At 60.1% G+C, this 26,996-nt stretch carries 16 protein-coding genes and 2 pseudogenes; 14 read left to right on the plus strand and 4 right to left on the minus strand.

The genetic code is table 11. The features are described from left to right. The first annotated feature begins 26 nt into the window (after window positions 1–26). Window positions 27–1,013, plus strand: coding sequence for a GlxA family transcriptional regulator (locus BLL42_RS23165; RefSeq protein WP_071554521.1), 987 nt, complete (start codon window positions 27–29; stop codon window positions 1,011–1,013). A gap of 7 nt (window positions 1,014–1,020) precedes the next feature. Here the strand turns inward: BLL42_RS23165 and BLL42_RS23170 are convergent, their stop codons facing one another. Then, on the minus strand, window positions 1,021–1,410 hold the full coding sequence (locus tag BLL42_RS23170; protein WP_071554523.1) for a hypothetical protein: 390 nt from the start codon (window positions 1,408–1,410) through the stop codon (window positions 1,021–1,023). Window positions 1,411–1,911: 501 nt separating this feature from the next. Between BLL42_RS23170 and BLL42_RS23175 the strand changes: the two genes are divergently transcribed. The 10 genes and pseudogenes from BLL42_RS23175 to BLL42_RS23215 all read left to right on the plus strand — a co-directional run bounded on the left by BLL42_RS23175 (window position 1,912) and on the right by BLL42_RS23215 (window position 16,183). After that, window positions 1,912–3,096, plus strand: a complete 1,185-nt coding sequence (locus tag BLL42_RS23175) for an MFS transporter (RefSeq protein WP_071554525.1) — start codon at window positions 1,912–1,914, stop codon at window positions 3,094–3,096. A gap of 53 nt (window positions 3,097–3,149) precedes the next feature. Next, window positions 3,150–3,251 (plus strand): annotated as a pseudogene (locus BLL42_RS30795) (hypothetical protein); the annotation flags it as partial. A gap of 70 nt (window positions 3,252–3,321) precedes the next feature. Then, entirely contained in the window at window positions 3,322–4,038 is a 717-nt protein-coding gene (locus BLL42_RS23180) for an MgtC/SapB family protein (RefSeq protein ID WP_071554528.1), read from the plus strand. Window positions 4,039–4,442: 404 nt separating this feature from the next. Continuing rightward, complete coding sequence (locus tag BLL42_RS23185) at window positions 4,443–5,069, plus strand: response regulator transcription factor (protein WP_071554530.1); 627 nt, start codon at window positions 4,443–4,445, stop codon at window positions 5,067–5,069. After that, window positions 5,070–8,705, plus strand: a complete 3,636-nt coding sequence (locus BLL42_RS23190; RefSeq protein ID WP_071554532.1) for a transporter substrate-binding domain-containing protein — start codon at window positions 5,070–5,072, stop codon at window positions 8,703–8,705. 130 nt (window positions 8,706–8,835) lie between these two features. Beyond that, window positions 8,836–10,056, plus strand: coding sequence for an EAL domain-containing response regulator (locus BLL42_RS23195; RefSeq protein ID WP_236721925.1), 1,221 nt, complete (start codon window positions 8,836–8,838; stop codon window positions 10,054–10,056). Between the two features lie 125 nt (window positions 10,057–10,181). Further along, window positions 10,182–10,616 (plus strand): ANTAR domain-containing protein, encoded by a 435-nt coding sequence (locus BLL42_RS23200; RefSeq protein WP_071554534.1) that lies wholly within the window; start codon window positions 10,182–10,184, stop codon window positions 10,614–10,616. Between the two features lie 149 nt (window positions 10,617–10,765). Further along, a complete protein-coding gene (locus BLL42_RS23205; protein ID WP_071554536.1) occupies window positions 10,766–11,413 on the plus strand; it encodes a response regulator transcription factor in 648 nt (215 codons plus the stop codon). Beyond that, on the plus strand, window positions 11,414–14,659 hold the full coding sequence (locus BLL42_RS23210; RefSeq protein WP_071554538.1) for a transporter substrate-binding domain-containing protein: 3,246 nt from the start codon (window positions 11,414–11,416) through the stop codon (window positions 14,657–14,659). An 87-nt stretch (window positions 14,660–14,746) separates the two neighbouring features. Then, entirely contained in the window at window positions 14,747–16,183 is a 1,437-nt protein-coding gene (locus tag BLL42_RS23215) for a mechanosensitive ion channel domain-containing protein (RefSeq protein ID WP_071554540.1), read from the plus strand. A gap of 228 nt (window positions 16,184–16,411) precedes the next feature. On the opposite strand, the gene BLL42_RS23220 is transcribed toward BLL42_RS23215, so the two are convergent. Further along, window positions 16,412–16,759, minus strand: a complete 348-nt coding sequence (locus BLL42_RS23220; RefSeq protein WP_071555836.1) for a DUF6124 family protein — start codon at window positions 16,757–16,759, stop codon at window positions 16,412–16,414. Window positions 16,760–16,769: 10 nt separating this feature from the next. Here BLL42_RS23220 and BLL42_RS23225 point away from each other — a divergent pair. Continuing rightward, window positions 16,770–16,967: pseudogene (locus BLL42_RS23225) on the plus strand (carboxymuconolactone decarboxylase family protein); the annotation flags it as partial. A gap of 6 nt (window positions 16,968–16,973) precedes the next feature. On the opposite strand, the gene BLL42_RS23230 reads toward BLL42_RS23225, so the two are convergent. Further along, on the minus strand, window positions 16,974–18,566 hold the full coding sequence (locus tag BLL42_RS23230) for a DHA2 family efflux MFS transporter permease subunit (protein WP_071554542.1): 1,593 nt from the start codon (window positions 18,564–18,566) through the stop codon (window positions 16,974–16,976). After that, window positions 18,563–19,690 carry an HlyD family secretion protein gene (locus tag BLL42_RS23235; protein WP_071554544.1) on the minus strand — a complete coding sequence of 376 codons (1,128 nt, stop codon included), beginning with the start codon at window positions 19,688–19,690 and terminating at the stop codon, window positions 18,563–18,565. Before BLL42_RS23235 ends, BLL42_RS23230 begins: the two co-directional genes overlap by 4 nt. A 311-nt stretch (window positions 19,691–20,001) precedes the next feature. Between BLL42_RS23235 and BLL42_RS23240 the strand changes: the two genes are divergently transcribed. Continuing rightward, window positions 20,002–21,729 (plus strand): ShlB/FhaC/HecB family hemolysin secretion/activation protein, encoded by a 1,728-nt coding sequence (locus BLL42_RS23240; RefSeq protein WP_071554546.1) that lies wholly within the window; start codon window positions 20,002–20,004, stop codon window positions 21,727–21,729. 107 nt (window positions 21,730–21,836) lie between these two features. Further along, window positions 21,837–26,615, plus strand: coding sequence for a hemagglutinin repeat-containing protein (locus BLL42_RS23245; protein WP_071554547.1), 4,779 nt, complete (start codon window positions 21,837–21,839; stop codon window positions 26,613–26,615). Window positions 26,616–26,996: the final 381 nt, after the last annotated feature.

Genomic DNA, 26,996 nt, shown 5'->3' on the forward strand with positions numbered 1-26,996 from the left:
CAATTAACCCTCGAATTACGCCAATCATGCCGAACTCGCCGAAAACCATTCATGTGCTGGCCTTCGCCAAGGTGCAACTGCTTGATGTCACCGGGCCGTTGCAGGTGTTCGCCACGGCCAACGACATCGCCGCTCAACGCGGGTTACCGCCACCCTATGCGCCGACGGTGATAGCGGATGGCGGCGGGGCGATAATGTCATGCGCAGGCCTGGCGCTGCTGGCTGAACCACTGCCCACCGAGCCTTCTGATACGTTAATTATTGCGGGTGGTTGGGGCGTTTACGCGGCGGCTGAAGACGCTGCATTGGTGGACTGGGTACGCCAGCACGCGGCCATTTCCCGGCGCGTGGCGTCAGTGTGCACGGGGGCATTTCTGCTGGCGGCCAGCGGTTGGCTCGACGGTCGCCGCGTGGTCACTCACTGGACCCGCTGCGATCAACTGGCGCAAAAACATCCACTGTTGCGGGTCGAGCCCAACCCGATTTTCATCAACGACGGCTCGGTCTGGACCTCTGCCGGGGTCACGGCCGGCATCGACCTGGCGTTGGCGCTGGTGGAGGCGGATCTGGGGCGCAGTATTGCACTGGCGGTGGCCCGGCAACTGGTGGTGTTCCTCAAACGCCCTGGCGGCCAGTCACAGTTCAGCGTGACCCTGGACCTGCAACAGCATGGCAACCGTTTTGACGACCTGCACGCCTGGATCGCCGAAAACCTCAGCCTGGACCTCGGTATCCCGGCGCTGGCCCTGCAAGCTGGCATGAGTGAACGCAGCTTTATCCGGCACTATCGCGCCGACACCGGCCAAACCCCGGCGCGGGCCATCGAACTGATTCGTGTCGAAACCGCACGACGATTGCTGAGTGATACCGGAGTGCCAATCAAGCGGATCGCCGTGCAATGCGGGTTCGGCAGCGAAGAAACCCTGCGCCGCAGTTTCCTGCGGGCCATGGGCGTGACACCGCAGGCGTATCGCGAGCGGTTTTCGCGGGAGAGTGTTGTTGAGGAGGTTTGAGTCGCTCCTAGGCTTCCATTTCCGACGGCTGGTTGAAGTATTTCGAGCGGTCCGGGGTGAACGTCACGACCATTTTTGTGCGCGAGCAGGTCATCACCCGTTCCTGAGTCAAGTCGATGTCCAGGTCCTCTCCGCGCAGGCCTTGCCATTGCGCTAGGTATTTGAGCGAGCCGAATTTATCGCGTTTCTTCAGGCTACGGCTGACGCCACCTTTCCAGCCGAGTACCGGGAGTTCGCCCGCCAGACAGCGCTTAGAGAGATCGGGGAATTTAGCGGCACGTTCGCGGCCGACTTCCCAGCATTTGATCAGGCCTTTGTCTTCGGCTTCCCAGAGTTGATCGCGGGTCAGGCCTGAGCGGGGAGGTGCTTTGATGCTGCATTGGATGCGATGGGTCATTCTGGTTCCTTGAATGCGGGTTTTTGTTGAACAGCTCCGCTGTACCCGTTGAAGGCGCGATCTTATGAGGCGGATGGCTGGCTTGCAACCGCGTATTTCAGGATGTGGGATCACCAAGATCGCAGCCTGCGGCAGCTCCTACGCCGAGTAGTCGAAGCCGTACGCAAATCCGTAGGAGCTGCCGCAGGCTGCGATCTTTTCGGGCTATTCATCATTAAACGCATTTCGTCAGGCGGACCGCGTGATCGTTCATCGCGGGCGAGCACTGCTCCTACAAAAGCGGTGTTGACCGGGAATTCTCCGACGAGGTTCTCAGGTTGTGGTTAGGAAAAGCGCGGGACTAGCCTTTGCGGGTCGCTGAAAATGGTGGGGGAGCCTTCTCGCCACAGGAGCAATCAGTGTTTGGAGTTGTTCCCGACGTTGTGATCGCCATCCAGATACGCAATTTCTCTGCAACGGCGAATTGTGGCAAGTTGCACACCCCAGCAGAGGATGGACCCGATGGCAAACCCTTATCGAGCGTTGTTCAGTGCCCCCGGCAGTCGCGCCTTCGTGCTGGCGGGGATGGTCGCGCGCATGCCGATCTCGATGACTGGTATCGGCCTGATCACGATGCTCTCGCAGTTGCAGGGTGGTTACGCATTGGCCGGATCGGTCGCGGCGACCTTTGCCCTGGCTACGGCGTTTTGTGCGCCGCAGGTGTCGCGGATGGTCGACCGTTTTGGTCAGGGCCGGGTGTTGCCGGTTTCGGCCTTGGTCGGCGGTGGCGCACTGTTGCTGCTGTTGCTGTGTACGCGATTGCAAGCGCCGAACTGGACGTTGTTTGTGTTTGCTGCGCTGGCCGGTTGCATGCCGAGCATGTCGGCGATGGTCCGGGCCCGCTGGACCGAGGTGTATCGCGGTCAGCCGCAGTTGCACACCGCGTATGCGCTGGAGTCGGTGCTGGACGAAGTGTGTTTTATCGTCGGGCCGCCGCTGTCGGTGGGGCTGTGCGTGGTGGTGTTTCCCGAGGCCGGGCCGTTGGCGGCGTTGCTGATGTTGGCGATCGGGGTGACGGCGTTTGTGTTGCAGCGCAGCACCGAGCCGCCGGTGCATCCGCATGACGCAGATCAACCGGGATCGGTCGTTGGTTCGGGGGATATCCGCCTGTTGATGCTGTTGATGCTGTTGATGGGCGCCATGGGCATCATCGTCGGGGTGGTGGATGTGGTCAGCGTAGCGTTCGCCCAACAGCAAGGCCAGCCGGCAGCGGCGAGCATCGTGCTGTCGGTGTATGCCATCGGTTCGTGCCTGGCCGGGTTGGCGTTCGGGATGTGGAAGTCGAGCGTGCCGTTGCCGCGTTTGTTTCTGTATGGCGGGATAGCGACGGCGCTGACCACACTACCGTTGCTGTTGGCGGGGAACATTCTCGGGTTGTCGCTGGCGGTGTTTGTTGCCGGGTTGTTTTTTGCACCGACGCTGATTGTTGCCATGGGCCTGGTGGAGCAGATCGTGCCGCCGGCCAAACTCACGGAAGGCCTGACTTGGCTGATCACCGGTTTGAGTATCGGCGTGGCCATCGGCGCAGCCGGTTCTGGCTGGCTGGTGGATGCTTTCGGCGCACGCAGCGGTTTCTGGCTGTCGATTGCGGCGGGGGCCGTGGTGCTGGGTTCGGCAGTGCAGAGCTATCGACGATTGACCCGATAGGCCCTGAAAACACCCAGCCTGGACCCTTCCTGAAGAACTGCCGATTTCATCTGACGTTCACCTTGATGTGGTATGTGTTTGATGCCAACTCCCCGGGCCATCAAACCCTGTTCCAGTCGGGCTGGTTCGTGGTCGGGTTGCTGACCCAGGCGGTGAAAGGCTTCTACAGCCGCCGGTTTGGCTGGCAATAAGCAACCGATGATCGTTCCCACGCAGAGTGAACTTATGCAAGCCATCGACAACATCAACCTGACCTCGCTGGTCGACACTCTGGTCAGCCTCAGCGCGGCGTTCATCCTGGGTGGGGTGATCGGTTTTGAACGCCAGTTCCGTCAGCGCACGGCGGGGCTGCGGACCAACGTGCTGGTGGCGGTGGGCGCGGCGATTTTCGTCGATATGGCCAACCGTCTCGGCGGTGCCGACGGGGCGGTGCGGGTGGTGGCGTACGTGGTGTCCGGGATCGGTTTTCTCGGCGCCGGGGTGATCATGCGTGAAGAGGGCAACGTTCGTGGCCTGAACACCGCCGCGACCCTCTGGGCCTCGGCGGCCGTCGGTGCCTGTGCCGGTGCCGACCTGGTGCTCGAAGCGGCGCTCGGCACCGTATTCGTCCTGGCGGCGAACACCCTGCTGCGACCGATCGTCAACAACATCAACCGTCAGCCACTGGACGTGATCTCGGCCGAAGTCACGAACATCGTTTACGTCATCGCCCAGCGCTCCCGGCAAAAAGCCGTGTTTGCCCTGCTCGAAGCCGAACTGGAACGTAGCAACTACCCGGCCAGCGATGTTGACGTGCGCGCCTTCGGCAACGACGAAGTGGAAATCGAAGCCACCCTGGCCACTACCTCGGTGGACGGTGACGAGTTGGATGCGCTCGTGGCACGAATATCCCTCTCACCCTTGGTGCAACAGGCGTTCTGGAGCCCGAGTACTACCGAGTGATGTTTTATTTGGGAAATTTCCTACATGCCGACAGGACGTATCCTTCCTAAAAACACATCTCGAATCGCCAGTATTCTCGCCCCGGATGTTCAAAGTGTTTGAAGAACATGAACTCTCCCCGTGTTCTGGTTCTGGATAATCAGGGTTTTCAACACTATGGGCTGTCAGACCGGTCAGGGTTATTATCTGGAATGTCCCATGGTCAGCCATGGCTGGCAGCAATGGCCGGGACGCTGCGCCCAGGCCCCAAGAGGCGAGGCGCGTACGCACTGAAAACTCCGTGAGAATTCCTACACTGCACTCAGGGACTCGTCCTTTAAGATGATGCATGAGGGGGCGGACCTTCCTTTCAGGCAGGGACATTTTCCCTTCGGCCCGTTCTGGCCAGTCTTACAGAGGTTTGTATGTATAAAGCGATGGTTGTGGACGATCATCCGTTCATTCGATCTTCAGTCAAGATACTCCTGGAGCAGCAGCACTTCGAGGTGATCGCCGAGGCGGGCAACGGTGCCGATGCCGTGCAACTGGCCCGTGAGCACGCGCCGGACCTGATCATTCTCGACATAGCGATGCCAAAGCTCGATGGCCTGGAAGTCATCAGCCGGATCAGCGCGCTGCGCCTGCCGAGCAGAATTCTCGTGCTGACATCACAGGCGCCGCAGTTCTACGCCATGCGCTGCATGAAGGCGGGGGCCGCAGGCTACATCTCCAAGACCGAGGACACGGGTGAGCTGCTCAAGGCCATTTCGGCGGTCATGGGGGGCTACACCTTTTTTCCGAATCTGTCGTGCAATTCGGTCCGTCGCAGCGATGTCCAGGCAACCGATCTTGAACTGATCCAGAGCCTGACGGACCGTGAGTTGACGATCTTGCAGCAGCTCTCGAACGGCCTCAGCAACAAACAGATCGGTGATGTCATGCTCCTGAGCAACAAAACCATCAGTACCTATAAAACCCGATTGATCGAGAAGCTCAACGTCAAATCGGTGGTGTACCTGGCGGACTTCGCCAAACGTAACAATCTGATCTAGATGACCTTCTTTCGAAAATGCCTGTTTGCGGTTGCGCTTGTCCTCTGGACGCTGCCCGTCCGTCCGGTGCTGGCCGAGCCGCAGCCCTATCACCTGCTGGGCCGTTCCAGTGTCGAGGGTTATCACGTTGAGCTCGACGACAGCGACCGGCTCTGGCTACGCAGCAAGGGCACGCTGGTGCTCGGTGCGTCGGCCCCGGAATACCCGCCGTTCGGCATCACCAACAACGGCAACGACTACGAAGGTCTGACGGCCGACTATGTGCAACTGCTGGGAGAGTTGCTGCACGTCAAGGTGCAGGTGCAGCGTTACAGTTCGCGCGGGCAAGTCATCGAGGCACTCAAGCAAGGGCAGGTCGATCTGCTCGGAACCGCTAACGCGTACGAGGCTGCGGATCCGCAGTTGGTACTGTCCAGTGCCTATGCCGACGACCAGCCGACCCTGGTCAGTCGTGTCGATGACTCCCAAGACCTGACACCGGACCTGGCAGGCAAGCGGGTGGCGATGCTCTACCACTACCTGCCGCCGGAGCAGGTACAGGCGTTCTATCCCAAGGCCCGCCTGCAACTGTACCCCTCAACGCTCAGTGCTATCGGCGCAGTCGCATTTGGCCAGGCGGACGTGTACATCGGCGACGCCATCAGCGCCAACTACCTCATTCTGAAAAACTACCTGAACAATGTCCAGTTGGCAGACTTCTCGCGCATGGAGGTGAATAACTTTTCTTTCGCCCTGGCGCGGGACAATCAGCGTTTGTTACGCATCGTCAATGCTGCATTGGCGGTGATTCCTACGGAGGTGCGCCTGAGTATTCTGCGGCGCTGGAGTGCCGGTGGCGCGAGCCTCTCAGGGAAAAATCGGGTGCATTTCAGTGACAGCGAGCAGCGCTGGCTGGACACTCATCCGCGGGTGCGCGTTGCCGTGGATGGCGGATTTGTGCCTTTGTCGTTCTACAGTCGCGAGGGTGAATTTCGCGGTGTGGCTGCCGATGTTTTGGCCAAGGTTGCACTGCGTACGGGCTTGAAGTTCGATATCCAGCAAGGCTTTTCGGTTCCGGAGTTGATGGACAGGATCAAGTCGGATCAGGCTGATCTGCTTGTCTCCCTGACCCCCAGTCTCGAGCGCGAAGACGCGTTGCGCTTCACGCGTCCCTACCTGAACACGCCGTACGTACTGGTCAGCCGGACATCTGCCGACGCTCCGAGCACGCTGGACGAGATGATCGGTCGACGGTTGGCGCTGACCCTGGGCAGCCCGGTCAGGGAAATGGTTGCCGAGCGCTATCCAGGCGTTCGGCTGCTGGTGGCGGACAACGCCCAGGCGGCCATGGCGATGGTCGCCAAAGGTGACGCGGATGCCGCGATCAACCCCTTGATCATTGCGCGCTACATGATTTCCGGGCAGTACCGTGACCAGCTGCAAATCACCAGCACCATCGGGACCTCATCGGCGCACATGGCCTTTGCTACGGCGCGCGGCGCGCGGGAGCTGTATTCGATTATGGACAAGGCATTGTTCAGCATTCCGCCGGAAGAAATGGACGAACTGACCAACCGCTGGCGCAGCGAAGCCGTGGTCGATGACAGCTACTGGTTGCGTTACCGGTCGACGATCATCCAGGGCTTTGCCATCGCCGGGCTGTTGTTGCTGGTGGCGTTAGGCTGGATCGGTTATCTGCGGGTGTTGATACGCAAGCGTGAGCAAGCCGAACGAGCGCTCAACGATCAGTTGGAATTCATGCGCGTGTTGATTGATGGAACGCCCCATCCGATCTACGTCCGTGACCGCCAAGGGCGCCTGATGGCGTGCAATAACAGTTACCTGGAGGTGATTGGGGGTGAGCGCGACGCGGCCATCGGCAAAACCGTGATTGCCAGTGAATTCAAGAGCGTGGCCGAGGCCAAGGCGTATCACGAAGAGTACTTGCAGGTGATGGAGGAGGGCTTGCCACGGGTGCGTGATCGCAAACTGACCTTGTCTGAAAGTGACGTGCGAACCATCTATCACTGGATGCTGCCGTATCGTGGCAGTGACGGCCAGGTCAACGGAATGATTGCCGGCTGGGTCGACGTCAGTGAGCGCCAGCGACTGCTCGAACAGTTGCGTGAAGCCAAGAATGAGGCCGATGACGCCAACCGCGCCAAAACCACGTTTCTGGCCACCATGAGCCACGAAATCCGCACGCCCATGAATGCGGTGATCGGCATGCTTGAGTTGGCCATGAAAAAAGCCGATCAAGGGATCATGGACCGCTTCGCCATCGAAGTGGCGTCGGGCGCGGCGCGGGGGTTGCTGGAACTGATCGGCGATATTCTGGACATCTCGCGCATCGAATCCGGTCATCTGTCGCTGGCGCCCGAGCGCGCCAACCTGCGCGCACTGGTGGAATCGGCGGCGCGGGTTTTCGAAGGGCTGGCCCGGCAAAAGCATTTGCACTTGCTATTGGACGTGGATGCCGAGGCCAACCGCGACGTCTTGATCGACCCGCTGCGATTCAAGCAAATCGTTTCCAACCTGTTGAGCAATGCGATCAAGTTCACAGCTGAGGGCCAGGTGCGCCTCAGTGTGCGGGTCACGCCTGGCAGCGACGATCAGCGCTTGGCGATCCTGGTGCGTGTCGAGGACTCCGGTAGCGGCATTTGCATGGCGGACCAGCTGCGGTTGTTCAGCCCGTTCAGCCAGGCCAGCAACAACCTTCAATCGGCGCGCAGTGGTTCTGGCCTGGGGCTGATGATCAGTCGCACATTGTGCGAAATGATGGGCGGGAAACTGGAGCTGTCCAGCGTGTTGGGGCAGGGCACGCAGATCGAGGTGACGCTGGAGCTGCCTGTTCTGGCGCCCTTGGTGAGCGACACGGTCACCAAGAATCTTCCGGCGCCCCAGGGCCAGATATTGAACATCCTGGTCATCGACGACTACCCGGCCAATCGCCTTCTGCTGTCGCAGCAATTGACGTACCTGGGGCATCGGGTCAAGGAAGCGCAGGACGGTGCCCATGGTCTGCGGGCCTGGCGCAGCCAGCATTTCGATGTGGTCATCACGGACTGCAACATGCCGATCATGAACGGCTACGAGCTGGCCTGTGCGATCCGCGACGAAGAACGAACCCGAGGCATCGCGCCAGGGCTGATTTTGGGTTTCACGGCCAATGCGCAGCCTGAGGAAAAGACTCGTTGCCACGAGGCCGGCATGGACGGTTGCCTGTTCAAACCCATCAGCCTGGGTGATCTGGGCGCCCGATTGGCGAGTGTGGCTCCGGGCACCGTGCCCGTGCCGACCGAAGAAGAGCGGTGCGAACCGGGCGACGCCATCGACCTGACCAACCTTGAGCAACTGACGCGGGGGGATGAGGCGTTGATCAAGAGCCTGTTGGGAGATTTGGCCTGCAGCAATGACGAGGATATGTCGCGGCTGCTGAATTTGTTCACCCGACACGACTTGCCGGCACTGGCCGATCTGGCGCACCGGGTAAAGGGCGGCGCGCGGATAATCAAGGCACAAGGGCTGATTCACTGTTGCGAAAGTCTGGAGGCGGCATGCGAGGGCTTCGATGCCGAGCAACTGACGGCGGCCGTGGATGCCTTGCAACAGGCCATGGAGCGGTTGGCCGAGACCTTGGAGCAGCTTGCAGACTAAGCGGCGGTGTTTTTCAAGAGATCGAGATCAAAAAAACGATAAAGCGCTTCTTTGGGAAATTTCCCACAAGCTTTAAGACTATTCCTAGTTAAGTCCACGCGTCGTGCAGGGATAATGGCGTCATCTTTTTATGACGCGGGCCGCCGAGATGACATTGCCGATCAGGGTTCTGGTGCTTGAGGATCACGCCTTTGCGCGAGCTGTGGCGGTCAATATGCTCAAGCAGTTGGGCTGTCTCGAGGTGTTTCAGGCCAGTGATGGCGCCCAGGCACTGGCTGTTCTGCAAGAAGTCGGAGCGGTGGATATCGCCCTGTGCGATCTGTGCATGGACGGTATGGATGGCCTGGAGTTTTTCCAGCGCGTCGGACTCTCGGGGCTGGTCGGGTCGATTATCATCAGCAGTTCACTGTCGGCCGACTTGCGCCGTGCGGTAGGCCAGATTGTCTCCCTGTCGGGGCTCCGGCTGTTGGGGGATGTCGGTAAACCCTTGCATTTGCAGGCACTGGCTCAGTTACTGGGAAAACACCGCAGTGGTCCTCGCGGCGATTTGATGCCCGACCCGGCGCCCGAGCTTGCCTGCGAAAGCGAGGTGCGGAACGCCTTGCGCGAAGGGCAGTTACAGCCGTACTACCAGCCTAGAGTCAACCTGTTGACCGGTGAAGTTTGCGGCGTGGAAGTGCTGGCTCGCTGGCTGCACCCGTTAAAGGGGACTCTGTCACCGGCGGTGTTCATGCCAGCACTGGAGCGCTTCGAGTTGCTGGACGAGTTGTTGTTTACGCAAATGGACCAGGTATTGACGCTGCAACGGCAAGCGCGGGAGCAAGGATTTACGCTCAATGTCGCTTTCAACCTGCATGCCACGCAGTTGGCTAACCATGAACTGGCCTCCACCGTCAGAGCCATTCTGGCGCTGCACGATGCGCCGGGTGCCGGCCTGACGTTCGAACTGACCGAAAGTGGTTTGCTGGAAGCCCCGGCCACCAGCCTCGAGAACCTGGTGCGCCTGCGAATGATGGGCAGTCGATTGTCCATTGACGACTTCGGTGCCGGCTTTTCGTCGTTGCAGCGTCTGTGCCAGTTGCCGTTCAACGAGATCAAGCTCGACGGCGAATTCGTGCGCACCCTTGAAGACGCACCGCGTTGCCGGGCGGTGATCAGCAGCACCCTGGCCTTGGGTGAGGCTCTGGGCATGTCGGTGGTGATCGAAGGTATTGAAACCGACGAGCAGCACCAGCAGTTGGTGGAACTGGGTTGCACCCAAGGCCAAGGCTATCTGTTTGCACGCCCCATGAGCGGTGCTGACTTGTTGCGCTGGCTGTTGGTGTCATCGGTGTCACAACAAAAAAAATAAATCGTGATGGAACTGTTTCTTTCAGAAAGGTCCTACAGAAACCTCGCGGCATTGCCCTTAGTCTCAGGCGCTCTTGATAAGGGTGGGCGTAAACGGCCGCACCGTCATTGTAGGGTCAATCAACTATGCCGAATAAAGCGTTACGTATCCTGATCGCCGATGAGCAGCATTTTCATCGCATGAAAACCGAGCGCAACCTGAACCAGCTCGGTTATTTCCGGATCGCCCCCGTGCACTCCCTTGCAGAGCTGCTCAGCGTTGTCGAATACGGCTGTGAGCCGTTTGATCTGGTGATCATCAATGCAACCTTGTGTACCGGGACCGGCCTGGACCTGTTGGCGTTCTGCCAGGATAACCAGCAAATCCGCCATGCGTTGATCTACGATGCCCAGAAAGCCGGACTGCCCGCGTTGTTCGCCGTCCAGCGGCACAACGTCCGGATCAGCCAGGCCCGCGTACCGGACCAGGAAACCCTCGAAGATCTGATGAGTCGCGTCGATATGCCAGCTCACGGTTCCCTGCGTGGACACGCCCGGCAGCAGGGCGGTTTGCGCGCCTGAGCCACACGACCGTTCGTCTGAACTGTCAACTTTGACAGGTAGTTTCGCCCCGTTTCTCGTGCAACAGTCGTTGCGCAGCCGTTGTGCCTACCTTGGCAAACGCCATGGGCGGTACGTCGGGGTTATTAGGCGTTTCTACAGGAGTTGCCATGCCTTTAGCACTGATTGTGGATGATCATCCGGTTATTCGGGCCGCCGTCAAAATGGTGCTTGGGGCAGTCAAGGATTCCAGCAACAGAGTGATGTTCCGGACCATCCTGGAGTCATCCAATGGTGTTGAGGCGCTGCAAACGATCCTTGCTCAGCCACCTGACCTGGTGGTGCTGGATCTGAGTATTCCCGGGCTTGGCGGGCTGGACTTACTGAGTCGTCTACAGCGCGATCAGTCACCTTCTCGGGTTGTGGTCTTCACTTCCTATGAGCCCGGGTTTTATGTCGACCGCTGCATGAGAGCCGGGGCCTTGGGCTTCGTCTCGAAAACCAATGACCTGCAAGAGCTGCGTAAAGCCGTTCAGGCGTTGATGTCCGGCTATACGTATTTCCCTCGGCTGGACACCAGCTCAGTGAACCTGGACCCGCTGCAACTCAATGAACGGCAGATGATCGAGAAACTCTCCGACCGTGAGCTGACCATCTTCCGCTATCTGGCGCTTGGTTTTCGCAATCAGGAGATCGCCAACGTCATGAACCTCAGCCACAAGACCATCAGTACCTACAAGACCCGTTTGATCGAAAAGCTCAATGTGAAGTCCCTGGTTCATCTGGTGGATTTCGCCAAGCGCAATCATTTGATCTGAATGCACATGAGCCTGCGTGTCTGGCTGATTGCCCTGACGTTGCTCAGTCCCTTCTGGTCGCTGGACAGCTTCGCCGCAAAACCTCAGTTGCTGAAACTGCAGGGGCGTTCGGCCGTCGACGGTTACCAGGTCGAACTGGAGGAGGCCGACTGGCGCTGGCTGCGCGAGCAGGGCAGCTTGCGACTGGGTGCTTCGGCACCGGATTACGCGCCGTTCGAAGTCACCATCAACGACAAGTATCTGGAAGGCATCACCGCTGATTTTGCGGTCTTGCTCAGCCAGTTACTGCACATCCAGGTCGAGGTGAAACGCTACCGCTCCCGAGGGGAGGTGATAAGCGCGTTGAAGCAGGGGAACGTCGATCTGTTGGGCACCGCCAACGACTTTGAAGCGGCCGATCCGCAGCTTTTGATGTCGCGTACCTATGCTGAAGACGCACCGGCCCTGGTCACCCGCACGGGCGACAGCGCCAGACTGACCGCAGACCTGGCGGGTCAGCGGGTGGCGATGCTCGACCATTACTTGCGACCCGAAGCGGTCGAGGCAATTTATCCCAAGGCGCACCTGCAACTGTATGACTCGACATTGAGTGCCATCGGTGCCGTGGCCTTCGGCGGCGCCGATGTCTACTTGGGTGACTCCCTCAGTGCCAGCTACCTGATCAATAACAGTTACCTGAACAATGTGCAGCTGGCGGAATTTGCCCGCCTGGACGTCAACGCATTCGGGTTCTCAGTGAGTGCTGACAACCTTCGTTTGCGGCGGATTATCGATGCCGCGCTGGCGGTGATTCCCGTACAGGAACGCATGACTATCCTGCGCCGCTGGAGTGCCGGCAGCAGTTTCAGCGGTGCGCAACGCTTGCAATTGAGTACTCGCGAACAACGCTGGCTGGATAGCCATCAATCGGTCAGAGTCGGGGTCATCGATAATTTTGCACCGTTGTCTTTTTATGACGACAAAGGTGAGTTCAGAGGTCTCAGCGCCCAGGTCCTGGATCGGATCAGCCTGCATACCGGGCTGAAGTTCGAGCTCGTGCGCGGCCATTCGTTGTATCAGCAAATAGAGCAGGTCAAGCAAGGCGGGATCGACCTGCTGGCAGTGATTACCCCGAGTACCGAGCGTCAGACAGAACTGCGTTTTACTCGACCGTATCTGATCAATCCCTTTGTCCTGGTCAGTGCAGGCGGTACCGGGGATGCGGCGACGCTGGATGACCTGGCCGGTAAGCGCTTGGCGATCTACAGCGGCCATGCGCTGCGCGAGTTCATTCTGGCGCGGGTTCCCGGTGTGCGCTTCGTTGATGTGCAAACCCCCGCCCAAGGCATGGCGCTGGTCGTCAAGGGGCAAGCGGATGCGGCACTGAGCTCATTGATCATTGCTCGCTACCTGATCGCCCGGGAGTACCGTCATTCGCTGGAAATCACCAGCACGGTGGGCACTGAACCGGCGCGCATCAGTTTCGCGACCAACCGTGGAGCCCGTGAGCTCTACTCGATCCTGAATAAAGCGCTGTTAAGCATGCCCCCGGAAGAAATGGCCGAGTTGGCCAATCGCTGGCGCAATGAACTGCCGGTGGATGACAGCTACTGGTCGCGTCACCGCACCCTCATCCTTCAGGGTTTTTTGGCCGCAGGGCTGTTGCTGCTGTTGGCGCTTGGCTGGATTGCGTACCAGCGCAACCTGATCCACAAACGCCAGCAGTTACTGCAACAGGTGCAGCAAGCCAGGGACGCGGCAGACGACGCCAACCGTGCCAAAACCACCTTCCTGGCAACCATGAGCCACGAAATCCGTACACCGATGAATGCACTGATTGGCATGCTCGAGCTGGCGAGGACGCGTGCCGAGGAGGGCGTCACTGACCGGTTTGCGATTGAAGTGGCGTCGAATGCAGCGCAGCAGTTACTGGAGCTGATTGGCGACATTCTGGACATCTCGCGGATCGAATCGGGGCATTTGTCCCTGACCCCGGAGCGCGCGAATCTGTTGGCGCTGGTCGGATCGGTGAGCAAAGTGTTCGAAGGTCTGGCGCGGCAAAAGAACCTGCTCTGGCAGGTCGAACTGGACGCCGGTAGTGACCGCGATGTGTTGATCGATCCCATGCGTTTCAAGCAAATCGTTTCCAACCTGCTGAGTAACGCGATCAAGTTCACTCGCACCGGAAAGATCAGCCTGACGCTGCGGGTAGAACCCGGCGCCGTTCACGGGTATCTGGCGATCAGCCTGCATGTCGAGGACAGCGGGATTGGCATCAGTAACGTTGATCAGCAACGACTGTTCAGCCCGTTTGTACAGGCCGCCAATAGCCCGCAGGATGGCCGCAGTGGTTCAGGTTTGGGCCTGGTGATCAGTCGTTCGTTGTGCGAGATGATGGGCGGGCGATTGCAATTGAGCAGCAAGCTGGGCTCAGGCACTCACATCGATGTCAGCCTCGATGTGCCGGCATTGCAGCCACAGGTCAAGCCGCCGATTGTCGATACCGCGCCAAAAGAGCAGAGCCGACCATTGGAAATTTTGGTGGTTGATGATTACCCGGCCAATCGCCTGTTGCTGTTACAACAATTGAGCCATCTGGGGCACCGCGTCTGTGACGCCAAAGACGGTGAGCACGGGCTGAATTGCTGGCGTGAGCATACATTCGACGTGGTGATCACCGATTGCAACATGCCGAACCTCAGCGGTTACGAGTTGGCCCGGGCGATTCGTGACGAGGAGCGGGCCAGTGGGCACACGCCCTGCCTGATTCTTGGTTTCACTGCCAACGCCCAAGCCGAAGAAAAGATCCGCTGCATGGACGCCGGGATGGACGATTGCCTGTTCAAGCCCATCAGCCTGAAGGACCTGAGTGCTCGACTGGCCGGCGTGGCACCGGACATGAGCGCGCGACCCCTGCTCGAAACGCAGCCGGCCAGCGCTGTCGAAATCGACCTCGGTAGCCTTGAAGAACTGGCCGGACCTGACCGCAGCCTGATCAATAAATTGCTGGCTGAGCTGGCCGCCAGTAACGCCGAGGACCTGACCCGCTTACAGGGTTTTTACCGCCAACGTGACCGCATGGGCTTGCGGGAGCTGGCCCATCGGATCAAGGGCGGCGCGCAAATGGTCAAGGCACGGCGCCTGGTTCTTGGCTGCGAGCAGTTGGAGGTTGCATGCCGCGCGTTTGACGAAACGTCATTGAGCCAGGCCGTTGAGGTCTTGCAGGAGGCGATGGAACAACTGGCGGAGTACCTCGAACGGTATTGACCGGTGTTGTTCAATCGCAACCAAACACTCCTACACTGTGCCCAATCTGTGCGATCTTCGCGTCATTGGCTTTGCTGGAGTTGCTTGATGTTGTCACTTCTCACCGATCACCCAATGTTCTGCGCCCTGGCGCTGATTCTGGTCGACCTCCTGCTGTGGCGGTTGATCAGTGTCAGTCACTGGCAGTTGGTCATGCGGCTGGTGATTTTTTCGTTGTTCAGCGCCGTGCTGTTCAACGAAGGCATGAACCCGATGGATACACCTCCTTGGCCCGAGAACGTACCGTTGCACTTGGCCGCGACCGGGTTGCAGATCGGTTGGTGGCTGTTTGGCGCGCGAACCCTGACGGTATTGCTCTGCACGGTGATCATGCAACGGGTCGGGCATACCGGTCGGCTGCTGCAGGATTTGCTCGGCGCAGTGATTTTTTTGATCGCGATCATTGCCGCCCTGGCGTATGTGCTCGATCTGCCGGTCAAAGGCGTGCTCGCGACTTCCGGTGCCCTGGCGATCATCGTTGGCCTGGCGTTGCAGAGCACCCTCAGCGATGTGTTTTCCGGCATCGTGCTCAACACCACCAAACCCTATCAACTGGATGACTGGATCTCCATCGACGGCACCGAAGGTCGGGTCACCGACATCGACTGGCGTGCGACACGCCTGCAAACCGCCCAAGGCAGCATGGCGGTGATTCCCAACTCGTTGGCGGCCAAGGCCAAGATCATCAATTTCAGCCGCCCCCGCGACATATTCGGCATTGCGATCAGCCTGCAAGTGAGCCCCCACGCGCGCCCGCACACGGTGATCGAAGCGCTGGAGCGGGCGATGCAGGGTTGCCAGCAGCTGCTTGGCAAACCGGCACCGAGCGTCTCGTTGAAAAGCTCCAGCGCCAGCGGCGTGGAATACGAGATCATCGGGTTTGTAGCGTCCATGGGGCAAAAGCGCGAAGTGCGTAATTTTCTGTTCGATCTGGCTTTCCGGCATTTGCGGGCATCGGGCGTGAGCCTGTTGTCGACGGAAGAAACGTCGACACCGCTCGGCCTTTCGCGGCCACGAGCGTTGCTGGAAAGCTCGAGTATTTTCTCGAGCTTGCGTCAGGAAGAAAAAGACACCTTCAGCCAGAACATGACGCTCGTCAACTTCCGTGCCGGGGAAATGATCCTGCCGGCCGGCGAGGTCAGCGATCACCTGTTCATCATTGAGTCCGGCGTGGTGTCGGTGGCCTTGACCCGTGGCGGCAACAAGTTCGAAGCCGGGCGCATGGGGCCGGGCGAGGTGATCGGCGAAGCCGGGATTCTCTCGGATAAAGCGGTGCCGGCGGACTTTACGGCCAAGACCTTCTGCACCTTGTACCGGATCGAAAAGGAGTACCTAAAGCCCTGTCTCGACGCCCGCCACGACATCAACCAGGCGATGCAGGCGTTGCTGGATTTCCGCTTGCACACCGCACAAGCCCTGACTCGGGAAGTGCCGAAGGTGGTGGAGAAAAAGGGCTTTCTGCAGTGGTTGCGTAATCGAGCGTAGCCCGTTGCGATGCCTTTACCCTGACGAATCCAAATGCTTGGCCTGCAACTCCAGCAAATCCGCTGGATCGAGCCCCCGTAGGAGCTGCCGCAGGCTGCGATCTGTTGATCTTGATTTTCGGCACTCCCGGCACCGTCAAAAGATCGCAGGCTGCGCCAGCTCCTACGCGGGACACGCCATTCGGCGCAGGAGCTGGCGCAGCCGCGATCTTTGTCCAACCTCTGGCGACTACGTCGACTCAGGCGGATCGAGGTGGTCCAGTGCGCGATTCACCGCCAATTCGGCCAGGAAAATCATCTGCTGAATCGCCAGTGCGGTATTGCGCTTCGGGCCGTCGAGGTCGAATGCCAGATCGCTGGCCATGACATTGGCCGAGGCGAGGGTTTCGCTGTCGACGTCGGGGGCGATGACGAAAATGCCACCGGGGCGTCGGTCAGCTAACAATGCCTTGGTCTCGGGCAGCACCAGGTAGTGATCGAGCGCGCGGTGTGCGGCGGCGTGGAGCTCTTTCGAATCGAGGGATGCGTAAGGGGAAACGGGGTCGGTTTCGGGGGGATTTGGAGTTGGTTTGAAGATGGTGAAGCTCACTCCGCGTGAACGCGCCGCGCTGGCCTGGACCGAGTCCCTGACTCGCCTCAGTGAAACTCACGCCCCGGACGAGGATTACGCCCTGTTGAGCGCCGAGTTCGATGCCAAGGAAATGGTCGACTTCAGCGTGGCGATTACCACCATCAACAGCTGGAACCGCCTGGCGGTGGGCTTTCGCAAAATGCCCCAGGCCTGAGTCGGATCAATGAGCGTCTGCTGAGGGCGCGGCTGGCAGCTGCACTTTGCGCATCAAGGGCACCATCAGCGTCGCGATAATGAAGCAGACCATGATCATCAAAAACGCGTCGCCATAGGTTTGCGTCTGGGCTTCGCGGTAGGTCAGCAGCCACAGTTGGTGCAGGCTGGCAGTCACGCCCGCGTCGCCGCTCTGACCCAGGGCGGTGAAGTTGCTGCCGACCTGTGACAGCCACTGGTTCAGGGCTTCATTGCTGCTGTTCAGATGTTCGGCCAGTCGCGTGAAGTGCAGGTTGGTGCGGTCATTGAGGATCGTTGCGCAGGCGGCGATGCCGATCGCACCACCGAGGTTGCGCATCAAATTGAACAACCCCGACGCGTGCTTCAACCGCGCCGGGGCCAACCCGCCCAGGGTCAACGTGACCGCCGGCGGCACCGCCAATTGCTGGGCAATCCCGCGCAAGGCTTGCGGCAGCATCAATTCTTTGGCCCCCCAATCATGAGTGATCGGGCTGAAGTCCCACATCGACAATGCGAACAGCCCAAGGCCGGTCATCATGATCCAGCGCAGGTCGACGCGGTTGGCCAGAAAGGCATACAGCGCAATTGCCATGATCTGGAACACCCCGGTGGAAAATACCGCCAGACCAATGTCCAGTGCCCCATAACCGCGTACCCGACCGAGAAACAGCGGTGTCAGGTAAATGGTCGCGAACAGGCCGATCCCGGTGACGAATGAAAAGAAACAGCCGAGGGCAAAGTTGCGGTCTTTCAAGGCTCGCAGATCGACGATCGGGTTGGCTGCGTGCAAGGTCCGCCCGATAAACGCCAGCCCCGCCAGCCCGGAGATCCACGCGGTGGTCAGAATGGTCTGATCGCTGAACCAGTTCCAGCGCGGGCCTTCCTCCAGGGTGTATTCCAGGAACCCGAGAAACAGCGCCATGAAGACCATGCTCAGGTAATCCGCGCCCTTGAGCAGGGACAATTCCGGCTGGTCGATTTTCACCAGCATCGGCACCGCGACGGCGACGAAAATCCCCGGCACCAGATTGATGTAGAACAGCCAGTGCCAGGACGACACCTCGGTGATCCAGCCACCGATGACGGGCCCCAATGTCGGTGACAGCGAGGCCACCGCGCCAATGGTCGCGGCGGCGATGACCCGTTGTTTGCCGGTAAAGAAAAAGAAGGCGGTGGTGAACACCAGCGGGATCATCGAGCCACCGAGAAAACCTTGCAGGGCACGGAAGGCGATCATGCTCTGGATGTTCCAGGCGGCGCCGCAGAGCAGGCTGGCCAGGGTGAAACCGACGGCCGAGGCACAGAACAGCCAACGGGTGGAAAACACCCGCGACAACCACCCCGACAGCGGAATGACGATGATTTCGGCGATCAGGTAGCTGGTCTGCACCCAGGCGGTTTCGTCGGTGCCGGCCGAGAGCCCGCCACCGATGTCACGCAGCGAGGCCGAAACAATCTGGATATCCAGCAGCGCGATGAACATGCCGATGCACATCGTGGCGAAGGCAAACACCTTGGTCGCCGTCGCCATGTTTGCGGCATTGAACGGTACTGCCTGTGCGGTGAGGGCGCGGCTCATGGTGTGCTGGCCTGGGCGACGGCAACTGTGGGTTCCTTGGGCGCGGTTTTGGTATCCACCGACGCGGTCACCGACAGCCCCGGACGTAACTGGCCGAGTACGCCGTCGGCCGGATCAAGGAGGATGCGCACCGGCACTCGCTGGACGATTTTGGTGAAGTTGCCGGTGGCATTTTCTGGCGGCAACACACTGAACTGCGCGCCAGTGGCCGGTGCCAGGCTGTCCAGGTGACCGTGGAACTCGTGCCCCGAGAGCACGTCGGCATGAATGCTTACGCGCTGGCCCGGCACCATGTGCGCTAACTGATCTTCCTTGAAGTTGGCATCGACCCACAATCCGCTGGACGGTACCACCGAGAGCAATTGCGAACTGGCCTGGGCATAGGCGCCAACCCGTGCCCGGCGGTTGCCGATTACACCGTCGACCGGTGCGCGCAGTTCGGTGTAGCTGAGGTTCAGCTGGGCCAGATCACGTTCGGCGCGTGCCTGCATTAACGAAGCTTTGGCTTGTTGCTTGCGGGTAGCGATCACGTCCAGCTGCCGTTGCGTCGCGAGCAACTCGGCTTGTGCCCGGGCACTCTGCGCTTGAGCCGTCTTGAAGGTGGCATCGGCGCGTTGAGCACTTTCCACCGACACCGCATTACTGCCGACCAGGTGTTTGTAGCGGGCATTGTCATCCCGCGAACGGGCGGTTTCCGCGCCTGCGGCATCAATCCCGGCACGCGCCTGACCGATCACCGCGTGTTGCAATTGCTCCGTCGCATCGAGGTTGGCCAGCAGGGCTTCTTCCGCGGCAACGGCCCCTTCGGCCTTGGCCAGGCTGGCGCGATAGTCGCGCGAATCGAGGCGTATCAGCAGGTCGCCGGCCTTGACGCGCTGGTTGTCGGTCACCCGCACTTCTTCGACATAGCCTGCGACCTTTGGCCCGATGACGGTCACGTTGCCACCGATGTAGGCGTCGTCGGTTTCTTCGATAAAGCGGCCGCTGGTCCACCAGTGCGAACCGTAGAGGGCGATCAACGCCAGAGCAATGAGGCCCGCAACGGCGAGCAGTAAGCGCTTGAGCAAAGGCGGGCGCGCAGGTTTCACGGCAAGGGAAGGATCAACGGTGTTCAGGTTGGTCATGGCAATCCCCTATGGGGTATCAGTAGCTATTACGGTCGTAATATGACGCAGGTAATATTTTCTGACAATTGATTTTTCCGGTCACTCGTCGGTTGCCGATCATCCTGGGCTGGATGCTGTTGATGTGTGGTGTTCTGGCGCTGTTTTTGAGCAGGCGTGTGCTCCATACGACCTGATCGGCGAAAACTGTAGTGATGTTTAATTATTAAATACTACGTAGGCAGCGCCTTGCATTTGTGTAATCAGGGTCTGACTATCACGTTTATTGATAACGTGGCATTAGGCCAGTTAATCGAATGCAAGGATGTTGAGTGCCGTTTTCGCTTTCCGTTGTCCCGCGTTTTTTCACCCCCTTCTTTCCACGTTTGTTGGCCGCGCTGCTGAGCCTGATCATAGCTCCGCTCCACGCCGCCGAGCCTTTGGCTCCCGGCCAGGAAGGGCTGCGCCAGCAACAGCAGCAGCAACGCGATCTGCAACAACTGCAACTGGAACAGCGGCGTCGCCAATTGGAGCGCGGCAGCCTTGCTCCGGCATCGGTTACCCCCGCGTTACCCGCGCAGGTCACGGCTGATGAACGCTGCTGGCCTTTGAGCGGGACACGCATTGGCGGCGTCACCTTGTTAAGCCGCCGTGAACTGAATGAACAGCTCAAGCCGCAGATCGCTTCGTGTATGGGCGTTGGCCAGATCAATCATCTGCTGGCGACCATTACCCGTTTGTACGTCGACGCCGGTTTCATCGCCAGTCGGCCGTACCTGGTCAGCGCTCCGGCGGCCGGTCAGTCGCTGGATATCCGCGTCGATGAAGGCTATGTCGAGTCCATCGAGCTGCTGGACCAGAGCTTGCCGGTCTCACTGGGCGGGGCCTTTCCCGGCATGCTCGGCAAGCCGCTGAACCTGCGCGATCTGGAGCAGGGCCTGGATCAGTTGAACCGCTTGCGCTCGCTCGATCTGACGGCCGACATCGCCCCCGGCAGCCAGCCCGGCGCCTCGCGGATCATTTTGCGTTCTCGCAGCAGCGCAGCCTCACGCTGGGCGTTGGCGCTGGGCCTGGACAACCTCGGCAGCGCCAGCACGGGGCGCGATCGCGACACCTTGAGCCTGAGTCTGGACAGCCCGTTGCAGCTCAATGATCTGCTCAGCATCAATGTCAGCGACACCCTCAACCACGGCCCGCGTTACAGCCGTAACGCCAGCCTGTATTACGCCATCCCTTACGGGTACTGGACTTACAGCCTGTTCGCCAGCCAAGCCGAATACCGCGCGCCGTTCAAATTGCCCCAAGGCACCTTCTACAGCACTGGGCTGACCGACCAACTCAGCCTGCGCGCCGACCGTGTGCTGTGGCGTGATCAAGGCCACCAGCTCAGCGCCAACCTGCAACTGGCGCACAAGGACGTCGACAGTTATTTCGTCAACACTCGGCTGGGCATTCAAAGCCCGACCCTGACCGTTGCCGAAGCCGGATTGAACCTGTTCTGGCTTAACAGTGCGGTGTGGAACCTCGACATCAACTACGCCCAAGGCCTGCGCTGGCTGGGGGCCGACGACGATGCCCAGCGTCAGAACAGCAACCTGCCCAAAGCGCAGTTTCACAAGTACCGCGCCAACCTCAGCCAGTGGCGCAATGGCCAGTTCGCCGGACAGGCCTGGCAGTGGCAAAGCCAACTTTCGCTGCAATACAGCCCCGATCCGCTGCCAGCCATCGAACAACTGCTGGGCACCGATGATTCCGCGGTTCGTGGCTACCGCGAGAACAGTGCTTCCGGGGCGAGCGGGGCGATCTGGCGCAATACGGTGCGCTTGCCGCTCAACAGCGGCCTGCCGGTGCACATCACCCCGCGCCTTGGTCTGGACAACGGTTGGCTCAAGGCCGATCACGGCGCTCCAGGCCAACGGCTGAGCGGTGCCAGCGTCGGGCTCAACTTGACGTGGAAAAACCTGCAAGTCGACATCGACTACCAACGCAGCCTTAACACGCCCAACGGTTTTGTCCATGAACCCGAAGCCTGGCTGATGCGCCTGGGTTTGCAGATATGAAAACCGCCACCCCCGACAGCCTGAAACAGCCGCTGAATCTGAGCGCGACAGCAGCGGCGTACTCCCCAACGCGCAACTTGATTCAGCTAATTTACTGAGAGGTTCTCATGCCGATAGAAAAGTTCGCGTTTCACCTTTCCCCTCGGGGCAAACTGCGTTGGGCGATTGCCAGCCTGTTCCTCGTTGCCCAACTGCCTCAGGCGTTTGCCGGTGGCTTGACGGTCGCACCCGGTCCGGGCGGCACCCCACAGCTGCAAAATCAGGCCGGTGTACCGATCGTCAATATCGTTGCGCCCAATGGTGCCGGTCTGTCGCATAACCAGTTTCTCGATTACAACGTCGACCGTCAGGGAGTGGTGTTGAACAACGCCCTGCAAGCCGGGCAGTCGCAACTCGCCGGGCAACTGGCCGCCAACCCGCAGTTCCAGGGGCAGGCTGCGAGCGTGATCCTCAACGAAGTGATCAGCCGTAACGCCTCGGCCCTCAATGGCGCCCAGGAAATTTTCGGGCGCTCGGCCGACTACGTGCTGGCCAACCCGAACGGTATCTCGGTCAATGGTGGCAGCTTCATCAACACCCCGAATGCCAACCTGGTGGTCGGTCGTCCCGAGCTGAACGACGGAAAACTGCAAGGGCTCAACACCCGTGACGCTACTGGCAATTTGCAGATCCAGGGCCAGGGTCTGAAGAACCGTGAAGGCAGCATCAACCTGATCGCCCCGCGCATCGACAGCCAGGGTCGCATCGATGCGCGCGACCAGTTGAACCTGACCGTGGGCCGCAATCAGTTGGATTACCCCAGTGGCCAGGTGCGTAACGTCGACCCGGCCGGCAATACTCAGGATTCACGCATCGATGCCAGCCTGTTCGGTGCCATGCAGGCCGGGCGCATCAACATTGTCAGCACCGCCGAAGGCGCCGGCGTGCGGGTTGGCCCGGTCCAGGTTGAAGGCCGTGACGGCGTGAAGATTCAATCCGCGGGTGATTTGCAGGTCAGTGGCCAAGCACTGGCCAACAGCCTCGACGTCACTCGCAGCACGGTACGCAGCAGCCAGGGTGATGTCGCGTTGCGCAGCGACAAGGACCTGGCGTTAGCGGCGGCTGATGTCAGTGGCCGCAACGTCAAGCTCGACGCCGGGCGCAACCTCACGCTGAGCAGCGTCGAAGCGCGCCAGCTTCAGGAAAAACGCGAGAGCTTCGATAACAAAACCATTGGCATCACCTGGGAAACCTACGACCGGACTCAGACCGACAGCGACTCGCGCCAGCACGGCAGCCAGGTCGTGGCCAGTCACAATGCCGAGCTCTCGTCCGGCGCCCGGACCGAACTCAAGGCGGCCAAGGTCGAGGCCGGCGAAACCCTGAAGGTCGACAGCGGTGCTGATTTGCGCCTGACGGCAGCGACTGAAACCCGCACCCAGACCGATCAGGGCAAGCACCGCAAACACCTGTGGAAAGCCGATTGGAACAACAGCAGCGAAGAGCAACGCAGCGTCACCAGCCAGTTGAAGGCGGGTAAAAACATTGCGCTCAGCAGCGGTGAGTTACTGTCCTCCCAAGGCGCTGAACTGAGCAGCAAGGGCGATATTCACCTCACTGGCAAACAGGTCGACATCAGCAGCGCCAGCCGTACGCAACGCAGCAGCAAGAACGGTTACTCGGGCGATCTGGTCGGTGGCGGGTTCTTCGGCAAGACCGGCGATGCCGATCAGGGCAAGACCCTGAATCAGGGCAGCAAGGTCAACGCCGACGGCAAGTTGATCGTCAAGGCTGACGATGTCCGCATCAGTGGCAGTCAGGTCCGTGGTCGGACCGAGGCCAGCGTCATCAGTGACAAAGGCTCGTTGACCATCGATGGCGTACAGAACACCTCGCACAGCAACAGCCATGACAAGGACAGCAAGTTCTTTGGTATCACCAAGGATGAAAGCCGCCAGAACCTCAAGGGCAGTACTACCGTCAGCAGCCAGTTGAGCTCCGACAGTAACCTTGCGCTCAAGAGCGCCAAGGACATCGACGTGGTCGGCGCCACGGTCTCGGCCGGCGGTTCGCTCAGTGCGGACGCGGCGGGCAAGTTTACTGTCAGCTCGGCTCAGAACATTGCGGATAGCAGCACTTCGACCCAGAACCGTGGCTTCGACGCCTACGCCAAGGAGAACGCAGCGGGTGCCGGCCAGTACCGCGCGGGTGTGCATTACGAGGACACGCAGCAAACCACCACCGCCAATGAAACCCGTCAGCAAGGCTCGAGCCTGACTGGCGCCAACGTCGAACTGACGGCGGGCGGTGACCTGATGCTCAAAGGCGCCAACGTCAAAGCCAGTGCCGGGGATGTCAGCCTCAGTGGGCAGAACGTTGCGCTGTTGGCCGAGCACGACAGCACGTCCAGCACCACGGACACGGCCCGCAACGGCGGCGGTTTCTATTACACCGGTGGTCTGGATCGCGCCGGCAGCGGGGTGGATTTCGCCCACAGCAGCAGCCAGGACAGCAACGCCAAAACCACGGCTCGTACCACGGGCGTCGAGAGCAGCGGCAAGCTGCAGATCAACGCTGGTAACGGCACGCTGACCACCCAGGGTGCGCAGGTTGCCGCCGGCTCGACGCTTCAGGTCACGGCAGGGCAGGTCGATAATCAGGCGGCGAACAATACTGACAGCAGCTCCCATAAGGAGAACAACTGGTCGGCCGATGTCGGTGCCAACGTCGAGTACAAAGGCATCGCCCGTCCCATCGCCAAAGCTATTGAAGGTGTCGCCCAGAGCAAGGTTCAGCAACCGGGTTTGCTGGATAACCTCACACAGCCGAATGTCGGCATCGACGTCGAGGTCGGTCATTCGAACAAGCGCCGCACCGAGCAAAACAGCAACGCGGTGGTCAGCCAGTTCAAGGGCGGCGCCGTTGATGTTCAGGTGGCCGGTGAATTGAAGGATCAGGGCAGCCAATACCGTGCAACCGACGGCGATCTGACGATCAAGGCCGATAGTCAGGTCGCGACGGCGGCCGCCAACACTCACGAAAGCAGCGAGCAATCAGTGGATGCCACGGTGGGCGTTCGCGTCTACACCACCACTGGCGAAGATGTGAACGTTCGCGGCAGCGGGGCGGGGGGTAGCAACCAGACTTCCGGGTCCAGCTCCAAAGCCGTGGTTGGCAGCTACGCCGGCAATCAGGGCGTGAAGATCGATCTGCGCGGTGATGGCCAGTACGAAGGCAGCCAGTTCAACGGCGGGCAGGGCGGTGTGGCAATCAAGACCGGCGGCGATCTGGCACTGAATCAGGCCAATGACCGGCAGAGCGGCAACACCTCCAGCTTGCGTGGTGATGCCTCGCTGACAGTCGGCACCAATCCCGGCGCCGAAGGCACCAACGTCAACCTTGGCGCCGGTTTCCAACTGGATCACAAAGGCAACCAGACCGAAGACAGCCAGGCCCGCGTCGCGAGTATTCAGGGCAAAGGTCCGGTGCAGTTGAGCAGTGGCGGTGATCAAGTGCTGCAAGGCACCACCCTCGGCACGCTGGTGAACAAGACTGCTGATATCTCGCTGAACGCCAGTGGCAAGCTCGATCTGCAAGCGGCGACGGATACTCACAGCGCCAATGGCAGCAATCTGGGCGGTGGCCTCAATGTCGGTGGCGGTAAAAGCAGCACCGAGCAAAGCAGTGGCCTTAATGGCAACCTGAGCGCCAATTTCAACATCGGGCGGGTCGGTGAGAACAGCCAAAGCCTGAAGGGCGGCAGCCTGAACAGTCAGGGCGCGGTCTTGCTGAGCAGCGCTTCCAGCGATGCTGACGCCATCCACTTGCAAGGCACTCAGGTCAATGCGCCAAGCGTAACCCTTGATGCTCAGCAAGGCGGGATCTATCAGGAGTCGGCGCAGTCGACTCAGGCCGTCAACACCTGGGGGCTGACCCTGGGCGCCGGCGGTAACGCGAGCAAGTCCACGCCGTCAGCGACCAACGATCAGGACGTTGCCAAGAGCGGCCACGGCTTTGATGCACGGGCCAAGATCGACGTCAACAACCGCAACAGCACCACGCAGAAAAACAGCCACATCCAGGCTGACAGCGTGGTGCTGAACAGCGCTGGCGATACCCATTTGGCCGGTGCCCGCATCGACGCCAAACAGGTCAGTGGCCAGGTCGGCGGTGATCTCACGGTCGAAAGCCGCCAAGACCGGGAGAGCGGCGTCAAGGTCGGCATCGATCTGCGTTTGAATGCAGAGAAGAACCAGCCGGGCGCCGTCGGCAAACTGGCCAAGACTACCGGTCCACTCAAGGACAAGGTTGAGGGCAAGGCCCAGGAGGCTTTCGACAGCCATCGCGACAAGCTGGAGACCGCCGTCGATAAAAGCGTTGAGAGTCTGAACTCGGCCAAGGATTCGCTGACCCGCAGTGGCAGCTACTCGCTCAACGAGAAAGACACTGCCGGCACCAAGGTCGCCGACGCGACCCAAAGCGTGCTGTTCGGCGACAAGAGCGGTAAAACGTCGTACACCCCGACGCTGTACCTGGACGTCAGTCATACCAGCAAGAACAGCGTCGCCCAGACGTCCGGCATCAGCGGCAGCCAAGGCGTCGACCTTCGGGTCGGCGGCGAGACACAGCTGACCGGTGCACGGATTTCTGCCAAAGAAGGTTCGGTGGATCTGGGCGGCTCCAGGGTCACCAGCAGCAGCCTGAGTGGCAGCGACTACCGCGCCGATGTCGGCCTCAACCTGTCCAGGTCAGCGGTCAATCTGGCGACCGGCGCCAAGGACGAACTGACCCAAACGCCTGACGCCGCCACGGCCAAGGATCGCAAGTTCAACCTCGGCCCGCTGAGTGCCGGTGGCCATTACGACACCCAGGTGTTGCAAGCCGGTATCGACGAGAAAACCCTCTAAACCGGGTCAGCCCAGTGACTGTTGTCACTGGCCTTGCGCAAACAACAAAGCCCCTCTCCTGGCAACAGGAGGGGGGCTTTGCTTTCGACTGCGGCAACTAATAAGTTTCCTTATTTATTCTGTCGGCTACCTGAACATCATTCAGAAAGTAGTGCGTATTCTCTATTGGGTGCGGACAAGTCAGTCACTCGCTGGATATACTCCGTCGCACACGAAGAGCCACTCTTTAGTTGAGGAGGTATTGCTGATAAAACACATGGATAGTGTTCGTTTGTGCGCGCTTATCAGAAGTAAGTGCTCCGGTGTTCGGTGATTTGTATCAGTATGTGTAACAAGTTTTTTTGATGAGAAGGGCTGCTTGTGTCGGCCTGTATGGGTGGA

This window comes from Pseudomonas frederiksbergensis (assembly GCF_001874645.1).
Classification (GTDB): domain Bacteria; phylum Pseudomonadota; class Gammaproteobacteria; order Pseudomonadales; family Pseudomonadaceae; genus Aquipseudomonas; species Aquipseudomonas frederiksbergensis_B.